Origin of the sequence: Haloarcula sebkhae (assembly GCF_014647415.1) — an archaeon.
Taxonomy (GTDB): Archaea; Halobacteriota; Halobacteria; order Halobacteriales; family Haloarculaceae; genus Haloarcula; species Haloarcula sebkhae.
In genome coordinates this window covers 109052-125802 of record NZ_BMPD01000006.1, presented here as the reverse complement: position 1 = coordinate 125802, position 16751 = coordinate 109052, and the positions used below count along the sequence as shown (strand labels likewise).

The following is a 16751-nucleotide window of genomic DNA, read 5'->3' as shown; positions in this document are numbered from 1 at the left end:
CTCACTCGCGCTTCTTGATCAGGAACTTCATGTCGCCCTCGAAGACGATAGTCCCGTCCTGGTTTTCCATTTCGGTGTCGAGGACGACCAATCCGGCGTCGTCGCGTCCGACCTCCTTGGTGTTGTCAACGACGATTTCCAACTGGAGCGTGTCGCCGATGTGGACCGGGTTCGGGAGGTCCATGTAGTTCATCCCGAGGAACGCGAATGCCGTCCGCTCGACGATCCCGGTCCGGTAGACGAAGCCGGTCGCCTGCACGAACGTCATTGGCCCATGTGCGATCCGCTCACCGAACTCCTGTTCTTCCGCGTATTCCTTGTTCGTATGCAGCTCTGTCCAGTCTCCCGACAGGGCAGAGTGCATAACAAAATCCGACTCAGTAACCGTCCGGCCGACGCTGATAAACTCCTGTCCCTCTTCGAAGTCCTCGAAGTGGTGTGGCTCGTAGCTGTATGCCATATTTTTTCATCTAATAGCAGCCATTTATATTTTTACGCTCCGCTGACGGTAGTGTTTAGTTTGGAGCATTGTGCCAACGAGCGAAACTCTGCAACCAATTTTCGGCTGTTTCTGGGTGACCTGACCGAAACAATTTGAGAACGACAAAGTTCGTTGTCTGAGTTCTCGAAAAACTCGCTCAACGGCGTTCCGATGTCCGTGGTGATATCTCTGATATCGAAGGCCGCCTCGCTGACGGCGTCATTGGTGTTCGGGTGTCCGCTCGCGCTCCACAAAATCCGAATTAATCCACTTTACACCACCGCTGGGGTGAGCGCTCTCCCGCTTCACCTCACTAGTTCCGACGGTGGAATCCGTCGCTGTTCTGCGATTCACCAGACCCATCTTGTTGAGTTCGGTTCTTTTCCGCTACGTCCGCGAACCGTTCCGTAAAAGAAGGAACGTCGTCGTGGGACTTGATCTCGTCGTACGACATCCAGTGAACATCTGCGACTTCGTCTTTCGCACGAGGATGGGCATCGCCTCCTGCATACTCACAAAGCATCACAATATTCATGCAGCTCGTGTTATCCTCCGTTTCGAACGTATTGCTGTGCAGATACTGGATATCGCCGATAGTAACCCCGACCTCTTCATGAATCTCGCGCGAAACCGTATTTTCGATGGCATTCTGATTCCCTGGCTCTGCTTCAAGTTTCCCTCCAGGAAACGCTAACGCACCGCTTGCATGCTCTTCGTCTGCCTCTCTTTCTATCAACAAATAATCATTATCATTTACAACGATTCCATCAATGTTTACAACGTATGAATACTCTTTCATCGACATATAACTATCTTCTGACACATAAAAAACTCTCGCTATCACTGTCAGAAATCGGAGGGTCTCGACAAAATACGACGAGACCGTGCATATTGTCAGCTTACAACATTGGGATTTACCTGAGTCAACTGTGGATTTTTCTATCGGGATTTTGCAGGTTACCCATTGACTCTTTGACCACGAGTTCAGCAACGATATTGTGTGCAACTTGTGTCTGTATGTCGGGTAGTGTTCAATCGCTTTCCGCGACCGTTGGAGGCACAACGTACCGAGTAAACCGACGGTATTCGACAGCGATAGCTCCGCAACATGCGTTTGAATATCTAGCGCCACCGCTGGTTCGGGCATCCGCTCACGCTCCACGAAATCCAAATCAATCCACACACCAGTATCGCTGAGACGAGCGATTTCTGCCATAGCCCAGCAAGAATTCTCCGTCTCACTTTTGACGATTAATTAAACATGACCTCGCTGACAGCAGCAGTGACCGGTATATATTTATTATTCCTGATAGAACTACAGGCCGTATGTCCGGCGTCGCCGACGAAGTCAGAGAGCGCATCGAATCGGACGCGTACTGCGAAACCCTCGGCATCGACGTCGTCGAACTCGACTCGGGGTACGCCCAGACTGAACTGACGATTACCGAGGATTTGCTGAACTTTCATGGGACGCCGCATGGCGGTGCAATCTACTCACTCGCAGATGCAGCGTTCGCCGCGGCGTCGAACTCTCACGGGGAGGCGGCAGTCGCACTGGAGACAAACATCTCGTATTTAGACGCCGTCGAAACCGGTGAAACGCTGTCTGCAACCGCCGAGGAGACGCATCTCGCGGATAGCACCGCGGAGTACGAGGTAACGGTGACTGCGCAGGATGGCGAGCGCATCGCGACGTTTCGCGGACGAGTCTACCGGCCCTGACAGTCAGTCACGGTGGTCGTAGACGCGTTTTACTTTGCCGACCTGCGTTCGTTCGATGCTGCCGGGCGCAACGAGTTCGAGTTCGTCTGGGGTGAACGCGAGCACGTTCTCCAGCCGTTCGATGATTTCGTCTTCGAGTGCTTTGTCGCCCGGCCCTTGCTCCGCAGTCCGTTCGATGGTGAGTTCCAAGATATCGAGGTTGTCCTCTTTGTAGAGGTCGATCCGGTAATGCGGAGCAACGCCGTCGATATCCAACACAGCGTGTTCGATTTCGCTGGGATAGAGATTCACGCCACGGACAATGAGGAGGTCGTCTGTCCGACCGGTGACGTTGTCCATCCGTACCATCGTCCGTCCACACGCACACTCGTCGTAGTTCAGCGTCGTCAGATCCCCAGTCCGGTATCGGAAGACCGGCAACGCTTCTTTGGTGAGTGTTGTGAGAACGAGTTCGCCCTCCTCGCCTTCCTCGACTGGCTCCTTCGTCTGTGGGTCGATGACTTCCGGGTAGAAGTGGTCTTCCCAGACGTGAAGCCCGTCCTGCGCTTCGTGGCATTCACATGAGACGCCGGGACCGATGATCTCCGAGAGCCCGTAAACATCGATGCCGTCGACGCCCAGCCGCTCTTCGATTTCTGCCCGCATCGGATCGGTACACGGTTCCGCTCCGAAGATAATCGTCGAGATTGGCAGGTCGCTAGGGTCGTGGCCCATTTCCTCGGCCGTTTCGGCGAGGTACAGCGCATACGACGGAGTGCAGGTGAACACATCGCTCTCCAGATCGGTCATCAACTCGACCTGTCGCTGGGTCTGGCCGCTCCCAATAGGGATAACTGTGGCTCCCAGCTCCTCGGCTCCGTCGTGGAGTCCCAATCCGCCCGTGAACAGCCCGTATCCGTAGGCGTTCTGGACGGTGTCGCCCGGTTCGGTCCCGCTCGCAGCCAGCGAACGTGCAACGACTTCACTCCAGTTGTCGAGGTCGTCATCCGTGTAGGAGACGATTTTCGGCTTCCCGGTCGTCCCGGACGACGCGTGGATCCGGGCGACGTCCTCATCGTCTACGGCGAACAGGCCGTCGGGGTACTCGTCGCGGAAATCCTCTTTCGTCGTCATCGGCAGTTTCGTGATGTCGTCGATGCTCTGGATGTCTCCGGGCGAGACGCCTGCCTCGTCGAGCTTCTCCCGGTAAAACGGGACGTTCTCGTAGGCGTGTGTGACAATTTCTTGTAATCGGTCAGTTTGCAACGCACGTAACTCTGTCCGGTCAGACGCCTCCAGTGGCTTGTACACCATCTTCAATGATAGAGTTGAATGTTAGTGATAAAATGGTTTGGGATTGACCACTCCGACCATCGGTCGTGCTTGCTGTGTGACTGTCGGTACGTGATGCAAAGCTATTTTTCAGTACCCTCAGAGTTCCATGTATGCGGGATGCGTATCTTATCGGCGCAGGGCAAACGCCGTTTGGCTCGATGCCCGAAGAGAGCTACAGATCACTGTTCGACCACGCAGTCAGCGAAGCCATCGACAGTGTCGACCACGGCATCGATACGGCTGCGATAGACGAAGCGGTCGTCGGCTCACTCGGCGTGGGTGGTCGACAACTCGGTCTCTCGGGACCGGCAGCAACCGAACACGCTGGGCTGCACGGCGTCCCCAGCGTGCGCGTCGAAAATGCCTGTGCCGCGTCGGGCTACGCCGTCCGACAGGCAGTGCAGGCGGTCAAAAGCGGGATGGCCGACGTGGCGCTGGCTGGTGGCGTCGAAGTCATGACAGACATGAGCAGCGATGTGACGAAGTACTGGCTCGGCGTCTCCGGTGAAACAGAGTGGGAACGGCTGACCGGGACGACGTTCTCCGGCGTTTACGCACAGATGGCAAGTGCGTATCTACGGGAGTACGAGGCCAGTGAGGAGCATCTCTCGATGGTCGCGGTCAAGAACCATCGGAACGGCGCAAAGAACCCGAAGGCTCACTTGGGCTTCGAGTGTTCCCTCGAAGACGCCGTCGACGCTCCGGTTGTCGCAGACCCGCTGAACCTCTATCATTGTTGTCCGACCTCTGACGGCGCAGCGGTCGCGCTCGTCGCCAGTGAGGATGTCGTCGAGCAGTACACTGATGATCCGGTCCGGGTCGCTGGAGTCGGCGCAGCCAGCGATCGCGTCGGCCTCTTCCAGCGAGACAGCTACACTTCGATTTCTGCCTCGGAAATGGCCGCAGACACAGCCTATGACCGTGCCGGAGTCGGCCCTGACGACCTCGACTTCGCTGAGGTACACGACTGCTTCACGATCGCCGAACTGCTTGCATACGAGGACCTCGGGTTCTGTGACCGCGGCGAGGCCCCACAGTTACTTGAACAGGGAACGACCGACGATGACGGAGCGATGCCGGTCAATCTCTCCGGCGGGCTGAAATCGAAGGGCCACCCCATCGGCGCAACCGGTGCCGGACAGATCGTCGAGGCGTTCAAACAGCTCACCGGCAGCGCTGCCGACCGGCAGCTACCGGCCCCGAAGTACGGACTCACGCACAACGTGGGTGGGAGCGGCGGCAGCGCTGTTGTCCATATCCTTGAACGGGAGGCTGCACGATGACTGCGTCGGGGCTCGCGGCAATCGGCTCGTACGCGCCTCGCTTGCGGATCGATGCCGCGGAGTTCGAAGCCGCGTGGGGTCGGTTCGATGCAGCAGGGATCGACGAGAAGGCGGTCCCCGACGCCGACGAGGACGCCGTCACGATGGGTGTCGAAGCGGCCCGACGTGCGCTCACTGCGGCCGATGCGTCCGGAACGGATGTCGCGCATCTGGCCTTCGCGACGACGACACCGCCGATGGCCGAAGAGGATCTTGCAGCGAGACTCTGCAGTATTCTCAACGTCCCGGATGATGCCAAAACGCAGACGATGACCGGCTCCACGCACGCCGGTGCGCAAGCACTGGACGCAACCATGGACGGCGGGCCGTTCGGGGAGGACATCGGCCTCGTCATCATCGGCGACTGTCCGCGGGGCGACCCTGACAGCGAGGTCGAACACGCCGCCGGTGCTGGGAGTGTCGCGCTCGTTGTCGACGATGACGGTCCTGGAACCGTCATCGACCGGGCATCACACACGGAGGCGTACCCCGGAACGCGTTTCAGAACCGGCGGGGACGACCGGACGACCGGGCTGGGTGTTACGCAGTACGACCGCGACGCGTTCACGACCGCACTCGGCAGTGCGGCAGACAGACTGGACGTGTCGATGGAGACAGTCGATGCGGCAGCGGTCCAGTCTCCGGACGGAAAACTCCCGTATCGGGCGACAGGATCACTCGGGGTCGACGCCGAGACTATCGCCGCCGCGGACACAGTCAGTACGCTCGGAGACACCGGCGCGGCAAGCGCATTTCTCGGGGCGGCGACAGCGTTTACAGACGACGCCGAACGCGCGCTGATCGCCGCGTACGGAAGCGGTGCGAGTGCGACGCTGTTCGTCGCCACTGGTCCCGTTCCGGTCAACACTGCGCTTGACAGTGCTGTCTCCCTGTCCTACGCCGAGTACCTCAGGCGGCGAGGCGAGATTACACGCGACGAACCCGAGGGCGGCGGAGCCTACGTTAGCGTCCCGTCCTGGCAGCGGACGATCCCGCAACGTCACCGACTCGTTGCCGGCCGGTGTTCCGCGTGTGGGGCGTTGAATTTCCCACCGACCGGGGCCTGTACGGACTGTCACGAGCGCACCAGTGATTTCGAGGTTGTCGAACTACCTGGGACAGGGACGGTCGAGGCAGTGACGACTATCGAACAGGGCGGTGCGCCACCGGAGTTCGTCGCCCAGCAGTCGAAAAGCGGCCAGTTCGATAGTGCTATCGTCGCGCTCGATAGTCCATCGGGCGAGCAGACAGTAAGCGTCCCTGCACAGGTGCTTGACACAACAGCCGAAGTCACGATCGGCACACCTGTCGTGCTGACAACGCGGCGCATCTACACGCAGGAGGGCGTCATCAGATACGGCTTCAAAGCACAGGTCGCCAGTCAGCGCCGGTAGCCACCCCTGTCAGTCACGCTCGAACACAACTGCGACACCCTGACCGAAACCGACACACATCGTCGCCAGTCCGTGGGCCGCATTCCGCCGCCGCATCTCGTGCAGTAACGTTGTCGTGATTCGTGCCCCCGAACAGCCAAGGGGATGTCCTAACGCGATAGCCCCACCATTGACGTTGAGCCGTTCGTCCGGAATCCCCAGTTCGCGCTTGCAGTGGAGACTCTGGGCTGCAAACGCCTCGTTGAGTTCCACGAGATCGACATCGTCGATTGTCAGGCCGGCGTCGTCCAGTGCCGCACGCGTTGCCGGGATCGGCCCCCGCCCCATTACCAGTGGATCGACACCGGCGACGGCACGCGTCTCGATCCGGCCGAGGACATCGAGACCGTGTTGTTCCGCGTACGCCGCAGAAGTGACAAGCATCCCAGCAGCCCCGTCGGTCAGCGGCGAGGCGTTCCCCGGCGTGACCGTCGCCGCCTCGTCATCGCGAAACACCGTTGGGAGTTCGTTCAACTGCTCGACTGACGTGTCTGCCCGTGGCGTTTTGTCGGCCTCTATCGCTTCCTCGTCGGTGTGTACTGGCACGATTTCCGCGTCGAACCGGCCGCCGTCCATGGCAGCGACCGCCCGCTCGTGTGAACGCAACGCGAACTCGTCCTGCGCGTTACGGCTGATATCGTGGTTTCGTGCGATTGTTTCTGCTGTTTGCCCCATCGGCAGCCTGTCGGGGTCGTACCGCCGCTCGATAGCGGGATGCAGCCAGTCGGAGAAGGGGACGGTGCTCATGTGTTCGACGCCAGCGACTGGATACACCGCCCCGTCGCCCGCCTCGATGGCGCGAGCGGCGTCGACGAGCGTCGTCAGTGACGAGCCACACAGGCGGGTCGTTGTCGCCCCGGGCACCGTCTCGGGAAATCCGCCGGCAAGTATCGATTGCCTGGCGAGGTTTCGGCCCTGCTCCCCCTCCTGGTTTGCACACCCGAGCCGAAAGTCGTCCCACTCGACGGCCGGGACACCGGTCCGGTCAACGAGTGCAGCAAGCACAGCGGAGACGAGGTCTTCGGGATGTGTCCCAGCCAGTACACCGTCCTTTGGTACCTGTGGCGTTCGTACGGCGTCGACAACAACGGCTTGCGAGTCGGAAGCAGTCATCCTCACCGGCTCCTACCGTGGCCGCTATATTAAATGCAGGCCACACTGGGGTGAGACGATAGTTAGTTTGGAGCGTTGTGCCAGCGAGCGAAACTCTGGAGCCAGTTTTCGGTTCGACGTGGCTGAAACAGTTCGAAAACGACGCGGTTCGTCGCTTGAGCTCTCAAAAGATCCGCTTGACAGCGTTCCGATTTCTGTGGCGACACATCTGAAATCGGAGTCCTGCTCGTTGAAGCGCAGTTTGGAGATATTGAGAGCCATACACGACTGTTTGAAAGCCCGAAAATATTTAATATTAACAAAAAACAAACATATATGCGATGTAGGAGAATTTTGCTTATCGCTATTGTCCTTAGTCTGCCATTGTCGGGATGCATGTTGTCAAATAATGAGTAAACAACAGCAACACCGATATCAACTGATAGCCAAGTATCTCCAACCTCTGATGTACAAATAAACATAACTGAAGCAAAGGAGCGTGCGCTAGAGGCTGAAACGAGCTATGTGTCCACTCGTCTCAAAAATAACAGTTGCCTTGACAGTTGGGACATTGGATCGTTTACTGCTGGTCCAGATGCAACAGTAATAAATCAAACAAATCGAGGTGTCGTTATCAAAGCTAGACGGCCGTATTCATGGGAAAAGGGCAAATCAGTTTATGACGCTGAGCACTATGCCCGCTATCTCGTAACCAAAACAGAACTTAACAGATTATCCGGAGATACCATTGAGCCTTGTTGATTTCTCTTCCTGTTGACGTCGTGATTCTGGAACAGTTGTCGAATATCGTCGAATTACTTCATATACTGGGTGTCCAGCGCACTCGAAAGCCGTCCACGACTGGGTTCAGAAGGCCGATCTACAGCCAGACTCGGGTAAGTCATCGACTCAGATTGCGCTTGACGAAACAGTGGTTCGCATACCGATCAGCAATTATGGCTGTACGCCGTCCTCAGAATGGCTCTGCCATTCTGATGGGCTGCACAAGAGCTGTGCTCTTGTGAACGCCGCCTATCCCCAGTCGAACGAACCGCTTCATGTCCGGCAATTTGCGACGACTTCGACCACCCTCACAGAAACTTTCCCGCGCGAACTTCGGCACAAACACGATGTCGAAACTGCTGTCTTTCTTGCCGATGGCGTTCAATACTCCAAACTACCCCTCGACGAATTGGACTTCGATTTCAGATGTGTCGCCACGGCAATCGAAACGCTGTCGAACAGGCTTTTCAGGATCTAAAGCGTCAAACGTCGTCGTATTCACACTGTTTTAGTCACGTAGACCCGGAACCCTCCAAAAACCGATTGCAGAGCTTCGCCTGATGGCACAATGCTACTAACTAAACCCTACTGGTGAGACGCAAGCAACGTTTTTTATTCTTCGCTACTGTGCTGAGAAATGATGCACGTAGCTATCCTAGGCGCCGGTACCATGGGTCACGGTATCGCTCAGGTGTCGGCAATGGCCGGTCACGACGTCTCTCTCCGCGATATCGAGGCGGATATGGTCGACGACGGCCTGGCCGCCATCGAGTCGAATCTGGAAGAGGGGATTGCTCGGGAGAAAGTGACCGAATCGACGGCCGAGGCAACGTTAGACCGCCTCACGGGGACGACATCGCTGGAAGAGGCCGTGACCGGGGCAGACCTCGTTGTGGAAGCAGTCCCCGAAGACATGGAGATCAAACACGAGACGCTCACCGAGGTCGAATCCCACGTCGACCCGGCGACGCTTATTGCTTCAAACACCTCCTCGCTGTCACTGACTGAGATAGCGAGCGTCCTCGACTCTCCTGAACGAGCTATCGGCCTCCACTTCTTCAACCCGGTGCACATTATGGCGCTCGTCGAGATCGTCGTCGCGGAACAGACGAGTGCCGAGACGGTTGCGCGTGCCCGGGAGTTCGTGAACGGGATCGACAAGACTCCGGTCGAGGTGGCCGATGCACCGGGCTTTGCCTCCTCCCGCCTTGGCGTCTCGCTGGGCGTCGAAGCGATGCGGATGGTGCAGGAGGGCGTTGCAACACCGCAGGACATCGACACCGCGATGGAACTCGGCTACAATCACCCGATGGGACCTATCGAACTCGGTGACGTCGTCGGTCTCGACGTCCGACTCGACATCCTCGAATACCTGCGTGACGAGCTCGGTGAACGGTTCCGTCCGCCACAGATACTGAAACGGAAGGTTCGTGCGGGCAAACTCGGCAAGAAATCCGGCGAGGGGTTCTACGTCTGGGAGGACGGCGACATCGTCGGCACCAGCGGCGATTGGGGGGACGCATGACTGACCTCGCTGACGCCGCGGCGGACTGTGAAACGGTTTCGGTGAGCGTCGGCGACCGCGTGGAAAACGTCGCCACCGTCGAATTACACCGTCCGGAGGCCCGAAACGCACTCAACACCCAGTTGCGGTCGGAGTTCAAGCAGGTCTTCGACGCAATCCCTGACAGCGACGTTCGCGCCATCGTGTTGACTGGCGCGGCAGACACGGGCGCATTCGTTGCGGGTGCGGACGTGACGGAACTCCGCGACCGGGATATGCTAGAGCAACGGGAGGCGAGCAAGCGACCTCGCGTCTACGAGTACGTCGACGAGTGCCCGATACCGGTCATCGCCCGTATCAATGGGCACGCCCTCGGCGGCGGCTGTGAGCTAATTCAAGCGGCTGATATCCGGATCGCGCATACGGATGCGAAGTTCGGCCAGCCGGAAATCAACCTCGGAATCATGCCCGGCGGTGGCGGCACACAGCGACTGCCGCGTCTGGTTGGCGAGGGTCACGCGATGCGGATGATCCTCACCGGCGAACTCATCGACGCGACTGAGGCCGCCGACATCGGCCTCGTTGATGAAGTTCACGACGACGATTCTTTCGATGACCGAGTTTACGATATCGCGGCGTCGATTGCAGAGAAAAGCCCCGCGGCGCTCGAACTCGCAAAGAAAGCCGTCCGCGCCAGTTCCCGAATGGACCTCGAAGCCGGCATCGAGTACGAAGCCGAACTGTTCGCACAACTGTTCGCAACTGGTGACAAGGACGAAGGGATCGACGCGTTCCTCGAAGACAGAGAGCCGGAGTGGGCCAGCGAGTGAGTGTGCTCGTCCCCGGAACGGGGGACCCCGTTCGATCCCAGCCACACTCAGCGAAGTACAAATAGAAGACTGCCTGCTGCCCTGCTAGTACTGCGCTGGTGGCCTCAGGGATGGGCCATATTGATCCCGATCTCGTTGACGACGCCCAGTAGCAGCGTTGGCAGTTCGTCCCGGAGAAACGGTCCTTCAAGCCGGCTTGCCGGGCCGGAGACACTGATCGCCCCGATGGCAACGTCGTTTTCGTCCGTAATTGGGGCCCCGACTGCATGCAGCCCTTCCACAGACTCCTGAAAGTTGAACGCGTACCCGCGGTCACGAATCGTCTCGATTTCCTCCCAGAGTTCGTCCCTGTCGGTGATCGTCTGTGGCGTCCGGCCGGGCAGGCCATGCCTGTCGATGGTCTCTGTGATCTGGCTATCCGGAAGGTGTGCGAGTATGGCCTTCCCCGCGGCGTGCTGGTGGAGATAATTCCGATGGCCGACCCTGGCGTACGTCTGTACCGAGTGTTTACCCTGTGCGCCATAGATGTGGACGCTCCGGCCGTGTTCTTCAACCGCACACCAGATCTTCTCCTCGGTCTCCTCCGCGAGTTCGTCGACTCTCGGCTTCGCCTCGTCGTAGAGCCGGTATTTGTTCCGTGCCACTTCGCCGTAGTCCAGAAAGCGGATCCCGAGCTGATACTCGTTGCCGTCCTCGACGAGGAGACTGTTGGCCGCGAGCGTCTTCATGTACCTGTGCGTCGTACTCTTCGCACAGTCGAGGTGGTCTGTCATCTCCGACACTGTGGCCGTGTCGTTCTCCTTGAGATACTCCATGATCTCGATTGCTCTCTCGATCGTTCTGACCGGCCTGTTGACAGCGGGCGGGATTGCCATACGTACACACATGACTAATCGGCTTACAAGTGTTTTGTTCGAGTAGCTTGAATCAGGAGCGGCCCTGTCAGATCGGTAGGTAAAAGCCAACCCGTGACGATACCGGGAACGCATGACAAAAATCGTCGACTTGCTCGTCCGGAGAGATGGCTACACTCACGAGGAGTTCGCCGACCGATGGCAAGGCGACCACTCGGAACTGGCGAAGGATCTGCCGGGACTGCAACGCTACGTGACGTCTGTACCGACAGACCCGGAGCGTGCAGCGTACGACGGCGTGCTTGAGCTGTATTTCGAGGACATGGACGCACTCAGCGACGCGTTTGACTCAGACCTTGCCGAGACAGTTCAGGCCGACGCGGCTGAGTTTATCGATCTGGAGGCCGGCCCCCGGCTTATCGTCGAGGAAACGGTCCAGCTCGACGAAAGAGACGACTGATAGCGATCCGCCTGTCTCCCGACCGACGCGTTTTCCGAGAGCGAACTGCGCCAGATCTCAGCCGTCAAGCCGGTTGCCATCGACGTAGAGCTTCCCGGCAGGCGGCCGATCAGCGTCGTAGCTGTCGTGATACTCGAACAACTGAAAGAGCGCTCCGGTCGGATTTGATGGTGGCACAAACGCCTCAGTCCAGTCCTGATACTCGCGGTACTCGACGACGCTGTACCCGTTGCGCTCTAGTACTGTTTTGACCGCATCGATAGCAGCCACTTCGAGCGTGACGTGATGTAGACCTGGACCGTGATCCTCGAGATACGACGTGAGGAACGTGTCCGGTGCCTCCGGTGCGATGAGTTCCAGCCGTGACGCGTCCCGATCGAAATCGTACTGCGCCCAGCGAAACCGCCCCTCGACGGATTCTTCGATGAGTTTCCGACAACCGAGTGCAAACAGAAATGGTTCAGCGTTGTCGATATCCTCGACAGCGATTCCGATGTGATCGACACGGATCGGCGTCTCCTGAGACATGACGAGGACTGTGTCAGCCTCTCAATTATATGCTTGGGTCGGACAGTATGTATTGATCTCAATGGGACGCTAACTTTCCTGTCATCGCACACGTTCCCGCGCTACCCGACTACTAACGAATGTGCACAGACACACTCGACTCCCTCTGAAATGTTCCCAAATATTTATTAAATATCCAGACTGTCGACTACGGGATGCCAGCACAGCACCAGCAGTCATGGCAGCACCTCTCGCGACGATCGCTTCTGAAGACTGGCGCAGCGGTTACCGGCATGACCGGTATCGGAGCCGTGGAGACGGAGTTAGCGTACGCACAGGAAGATGACGCGACGGTCACGATACGACGAGACGACTACGGCGTGCCACACATCTACGCCCGCGACGCTGACAGCCGTGCTCCGGTGTTCTATGGGTTCGGATACGCGACTGCGGTCGACCGGCTCTACCAGCTAGAACTGTACCGGCGATACTATCACGGGACTGTCGCGGCGGTTCTCGGTTCTGGCGACGGAGACACCGACTGGGTCCAGTTCGATATCGAGGCGCGACGCAACACCGCCGGCGAGCCGTCACTCGACGAGCAGGCCGCTGAACAGTTGACGGCGGACCAGCGAGCGGTCCTGCAGGCGTTTACCGACGGTATCAACCGGTACATTGCTGAAGTCCGTGACAGCGAGGAACTGGAATTCCATCAGGCGTTTCAGGAGCACGGGTTCGAGCCCGAGGAGTTCACCACGACGGACGCCGCCGGCATGTTCGTCGCCAGTATGGCGTATTTCAGCGGCTTCCAGCTTGAGACGCTCGGTGCGACTGTTCTCGACGCACTCGGGCAGGAAACCGGTAGCCAACAGCGGGCGATGGAGCTATTCGAGGACTTGCAGTGGGGCAACGATCCCGGCTGCCCGACCTCGACGGTCCAGCCGTCGGATGCCTACTCCCCTCCCTATACTGACGTAGGCGCAGGGTCGACACCCAACGTCTCCGGGGGACAGGAGACGAGCAGGGTGACCCGTGGGGCAAGCGGCCCGTCTGTGACGCCGAGCAACTTAGTTACTGGCGGGGAGTATACACCGCCAACTGACGCCGAAGGGATGCACGAAGGCGAAATAGAGCGGATGCGAACGCTTGCGTCCGGACTCGACAGTCTTGGCCTCCCGATCAAGTACGGCAGCAACGCTCTTGCTGTTCAGGGGGATATCACGGCCAGTGGCGATGCGCTACTAATGGGCGGGCCACAGATGGGGTTCAATACGCCCTCGATAATGTACGAGGCGAGCCTCCATGGGCCGGATTTCGATGTCGCTGGCGTCACCGTCACCGGGTATCCGTTCATCATGTTCGGACACAATCGCAACGGGGCGATGACCTCAACTGCCGGAATCGACAACTGCATCCAGATGTTCACGGAGTCGATCACGACCAATTCGTCGGGACCGGACACGTACACCTTCCAGAGCGAGGAGTACGAGGTCGAGACGAACGAGCAGACAATCACTGTCGCCGATGGTGAGGACGTGACGTACACTGAACGGTTCACACGCCACGGCGTTGTGACCCAGTGGGACCCCGACAACGGGGAAGCACTGGCGCAGACGAAGTCATACGCCGGCCGGCATATGAACTGCTGGCGGGCCTTCTACGAGTGTCAATTCGCGACGGACGCCGAAGAGTTCCGGGAGTCAGCAAAACGCTGTGACTATGCGCTGAACTTCATGTGGGCCGACAAGGATGGTGACATCGCGTACGTTCATCTGGGTCGGTACCCGGATAGCGAAGCAGTCGAATGGGACACTCGGCTGCCGGCCGATGGAACACAATACGAACTCACGTCGGCGGACTACCTACGTGCGGCTGACGGTGACGTCCCCTACGCGATCAATCCCGACCCGGGGTACTCGGCACAGTGGAACAACAAACCCGCACCGGACTGGAACAACGGTGATCTGAGCTATTCGTGGTCGACCGACCACCGCGTGCAACGGATCATCAATCTGGTCGAACAGCGGTTAGCACAGGAAGGGACAGTCGATTACGAGTTCCTGAAGACTGTTATCTACGACATCTCTTTTACTGACTTGCGTTCGATTCGGTACAAAGACCATCTGCTTGACGCGCTTGCGGACGCAGATCTCTCCGATACCGAACAGCAAGCACGCGACGAACTGGCCTCGTGGGACCACTTCGCACAGGCCGACGGCGAAGACAACGAGGGACGCCACTCCGCCGGGTACACGATCTGGGACGCGACGTTCCCATACATTCTGGAGGAGGTTTTCAGCGAGACGTTCGGGAGCGCATACGGGCCGGCATCGTACTTCCTTGGCTACGACTACGGTCGCGGCACCCTGATGCGGGTCCTCAACCCGGCAGAGACAGCATTGTCAACGCAGGCCGAGTACGCCGACGGAGATATCACGGACGCGCTAGTCAGTGCGTTCCAAACCGCTGTGAGCGAACTCGCCGAGCAATACGACGGTTCGCCGGAGACCTGGCGGCGGGAGGCAGCACTACACGAGTTTGATAACCTCGCGCTGTTCGGGATGCCTATCGGCGTCACGTCCGCGGGGAACACGGCGCTGCTGAACCGCGGGACTGAGAATCACGTCGTCCGGCTCAGCGACGACCCGAGGGCAGAGAACATCCTTCCGCCCGGAAACGACGGCTACGTCGCCCCAGATGACACTACCGGCGAACATTACGACGACCAGCTGGCGATGTTCGAGAACTTCGAGTACAAACAGCTGTTGTTCGCTGACGCCGCGATTGAGTCTGCAACGATTGAAACCCGTGAGTTGACGATGCCAGCAAGCCCGGCTGTCGGTGGCACCGATGACACGCCGACGAGTGTGGCCACTGAGACAGACGAAAGCACTGTTGTTGGCGGAGCGACAACTCCTGCCGAGACAGAGGACACGGCCACAGCGACGGAGACAAATACTGGGACTGCCGCCAGTGGCCCCGGTTTCACGACACTCACTGGGATGACCGCCGTACTCGGGACTGCGCTGGCGTGGCTGTACAGACAGAACGACACCACCAGCTAGCCACCACTACGGTGGGAACCAGGAGCCACGAGAGGCGGTAATACAGCTATTGTCCCCCTCGAACAGCGCGATACGTGCCGACAGGGGCAAGGCTTTAATATGATTTGCTTAACAATAGATAATGAACCTATGTCGAGCGAAGGTACCTCACCAGACAGTAGTGTGGGAATCGACCGTTCACGGAGACAGTTCATCGCCGCCGCTGGCGCGGTCGGCGTGCTTGGCCTCGCCGGCTGTCAGGGCGGGTCCACAGGAGGAGAGGAGGCAGTGACTGTTGCGAGCCTGAATCCAATGACTGGCCCGTATAGTTCTCTTGGGCCGGGTCAGCGGACTGGGGCTGAGCTCGCTGTAGCGGAAATAAACAACAACGACGACTACGACTTCGAGTTCGAGCTGGTGACAGGTGACACAGAAACCGAAGCTGGGGCCGCACAGTCTGAGGCACAGCGTGTCGTTCAGGAGGAGGGGGCCGAGTTCGTGTTCGGTGCGATTTCCAGTTCCGTCGCGCTCGGGTTGAACGATTTTGCCGCTCAATCTGAGCACATCTACTTCCCCGGCGGTGCGGCGGTTCCGATCACCGGGTCTGCCTGCAACGAATGGGTGTTCCGCTTTGAGACGAATACAGCACAGATTGCCGAGGCGATATCGGCGTATTCAGTCAACAATCTGGGGAACAACGTCTGGTTCCATTACGCGGACTACGCGTACGGCGACTCGGTATACAACCGAACAAGCAGGCGCATGGAGAACGCTAGCGACGACTACACCGAGGTTGGGACATCAACGTCGGAGTTGGGTGCAAGCAACTACGGCTCGTTCATTACGCAGATCAGCAATTCCGAGGCTGACGTGGTCATGCTGGGGATGACCGGTGGTGATCTGGTGAACTTCACTAACCAGGCTGCAGACCAGGGTCTTACCAATCAGATGGCTGTTGTCGGCCCGACCCAGACGTTCCAGAGCGTCCGTGCCGGGACCGGATCGAACAGCGTCGGCACCTTCGGTGGCGCTCGGTACGATCCCTCGCTCGAAACCGGGGACAATCAGGCATTCGTCGAGGCCTACGCCAGCGAGAACGACAGAGAGCCCGGCAACTTCGCCCGCGTCGGCTACGACTCGATCCGACTGATGGCCAAGGGAATGAACGAAGCCGGGAGTACCGAACCAGGGGATGTCCGGGACGCACTCGAAGGTGGGACGTTCACGACAGTACTGGGGGACATCACGCTTCGGGAGAGCGACCATCAGGCCACGAATCCGACGTGGATAGCTGAACTCGTTGAAGGCGGTAGTGATTCAGCGGATGTCGAACTCCTTGAGCAGGTCCCGGGTTCGGAGACGCTGCCCCCGGCCAGTGACCTCGGCTGTGAGATGTAGGTAGTAC

At 58.7% G+C, this 16751-nt stretch carries 14 protein-coding genes and 4 pseudogenes; 9 read left to right on the top strand and 9 right to left on the bottom strand.

Annotation, left to right across the window (positions count from 1 at the left end):
- Window position 1 precedes the first annotated feature (1 nt).
- From IEY38_RS16765 to IEY38_RS16750, 4 genes and pseudogenes are all read right to left on the bottom strand, one after another.
- Entirely contained in the window at window positions 2–460 is a 459-nt protein-coding gene (locus tag IEY38_RS16765; protein ID WP_188979655.1) for a MaoC family dehydratase, read from the bottom strand.
- Between the two features lie 55 nt (window positions 461–515).
- Window positions 516–694, bottom strand: a pseudogene (locus tag IEY38_RS16760) (IS6 family transposase); the annotation flags it as partial.
- 100 nt (window positions 695–794) lie between these two features.
- The gene (locus tag IEY38_RS16755) at window positions 795–1280 is read right to left on the bottom strand and encodes an NUDIX hydrolase (RefSeq protein WP_188979787.1); all 486 of its coding nucleotides are present in this window, start codon (window positions 1278–1280) and stop codon (window positions 795–797) included.
- Window positions 1281–1505: 225 nt separating this feature from the next.
- Window positions 1506–1697 (bottom strand): annotated as a pseudogene (locus IEY38_RS16750) (IS6 family transposase); the annotation flags it as partial.
- Window positions 1698–1807: 110 nt separating this feature from the next.
- Between IEY38_RS16750 and paaI the strand changes: the two are divergent.
- Entirely contained in the window at window positions 1808–2203 is a 396-nt protein-coding gene (gene paaI, locus IEY38_RS16745) for a hydroxyphenylacetyl-CoA thioesterase PaaI (RefSeq protein ID WP_188979653.1), read from the top strand.
- Window positions 2204–2206: 3 nt separating this feature from the next.
- On the opposite strand, the gene paaK is transcribed toward paaI, so the two are convergent.
- Window positions 2207–3496 carry a phenylacetate--CoA ligase PaaK gene (gene paaK / locus IEY38_RS16740; RefSeq protein WP_188979651.1) on the bottom strand — a complete coding sequence of 430 codons (1290 nt, stop codon included), beginning with the start codon at window positions 3494–3496 and terminating at the stop codon, window positions 2207–2209.
- Window positions 3497–3627: 131 nt separating this feature from the next.
- On the opposite strand from paaK, the gene IEY38_RS16735 reads away from it, so the two are divergent.
- Window positions 3628–4800 (top strand): thiolase domain-containing protein, encoded by a 1173-nt coding sequence (locus IEY38_RS16735; protein WP_188979649.1) that lies wholly within the window; start codon window positions 3628–3630, stop codon window positions 4798–4800.
- Window positions 4797–6233 (top strand): zinc ribbon domain-containing protein, encoded by a 1437-nt coding sequence (locus IEY38_RS16730; protein ID WP_188979647.1) that lies wholly within the window; start codon window positions 4797–4799, stop codon window positions 6231–6233. The genes IEY38_RS16735 and IEY38_RS16730 overlap by 4 nt, the downstream gene beginning before the upstream one ends.
- Before the next feature lie 9 nt (window positions 6234–6242).
- Here IEY38_RS16730 and IEY38_RS16725 read toward each other — a convergent pair whose 3' ends face one another.
- On the bottom strand, window positions 6243–7385 hold the full coding sequence (locus IEY38_RS16725; protein ID WP_188979645.1) for a thiolase family protein: 1143 nt from the start codon (window positions 7383–7385) through the stop codon (window positions 6243–6245).
- A 62-nt stretch (window positions 7386–7447) separates the two neighbouring features.
- Window positions 7448–7653, bottom strand: a pseudogene (locus tag IEY38_RS16720) (IS6 family transposase); the annotation flags it as partial.
- Window positions 7654–8161: 508 nt separating this feature from the next.
- On the opposite strand from IEY38_RS16720, the pseudogene IEY38_RS16715 reads away from it, so the two are divergent.
- The 3 genes and pseudogenes from IEY38_RS16715 to IEY38_RS16705 form a co-directional block, all read left to right on the top strand.
- Window positions 8162–8708, top strand: a pseudogene (locus IEY38_RS16715) (hypothetical protein); the annotation flags it as partial.
- 79 nt (window positions 8709–8787) lie between these two features.
- Window positions 8788–9672 carry a 3-hydroxyacyl-CoA dehydrogenase family protein gene (locus IEY38_RS16710; RefSeq protein ID WP_188979785.1) on the top strand — a complete coding sequence of 295 codons (885 nt, stop codon included), beginning with the start codon at window positions 8788–8790 and terminating at the stop codon, window positions 9670–9672.
- Window positions 9669–10481: an enoyl-CoA hydratase/isomerase family protein gene (locus IEY38_RS16705; protein WP_188979644.1), complete on the top strand. Its 813-nt coding sequence runs from the start codon at window positions 9669–9671 to the stop codon at window positions 10479–10481. Before IEY38_RS16710 ends, IEY38_RS16705 begins: the two co-directional genes overlap by 4 nt.
- Before the next feature lie 104 nt (window positions 10482–10585).
- Here the strand turns inward: IEY38_RS16705 and IEY38_RS16700 are convergent, their stop codons facing one another.
- The gene (locus IEY38_RS16700; RefSeq protein WP_188979643.1) at window positions 10586–11356 is read right to left on the bottom strand and encodes an IclR family transcriptional regulator; all 771 of its coding nucleotides are present in this window, start codon (window positions 11354–11356) and stop codon (window positions 10586–10588) included.
- Window positions 11357–11468: 112 nt separating this feature from the next.
- Here IEY38_RS16700 and IEY38_RS16695 point away from each other — a divergent pair, with 112 nt between their 5' ends.
- A complete protein-coding gene (locus IEY38_RS16695; RefSeq protein ID WP_004966576.1) occupies window positions 11469–11795 on the top strand; it encodes an EthD domain-containing protein in 327 nt (108 codons plus the stop codon).
- 57 nt (window positions 11796–11852) lie between these two features.
- Here the strand turns inward: IEY38_RS16695 and IEY38_RS16690 are convergent, their stop codons facing one another.
- Window positions 11853–12323, bottom strand: coding sequence for a VOC family protein (locus IEY38_RS16690; protein WP_188979642.1), 471 nt, complete (start codon window positions 12321–12323; stop codon window positions 11853–11855).
- Window positions 12324–12517: 194 nt separating this feature from the next.
- On the opposite strand from IEY38_RS16690, the gene IEY38_RS16685 reads away from it, so the two are divergent.
- Entirely contained in the window at window positions 12518–15367 is a 2850-nt protein-coding gene (locus IEY38_RS16685) for a penicillin acylase family protein (protein ID WP_188979641.1), read from the top strand.
- Window positions 15368–15496: 129 nt separating this feature from the next.
- On the top strand, window positions 15497–16744 hold the full coding sequence (locus IEY38_RS16680) for an ABC transporter substrate-binding protein (protein WP_188979640.1): 1248 nt from the start codon (window positions 15497–15499) through the stop codon (window positions 16742–16744).
- Window positions 16745–16751 lie beyond the last annotated feature (7 nt).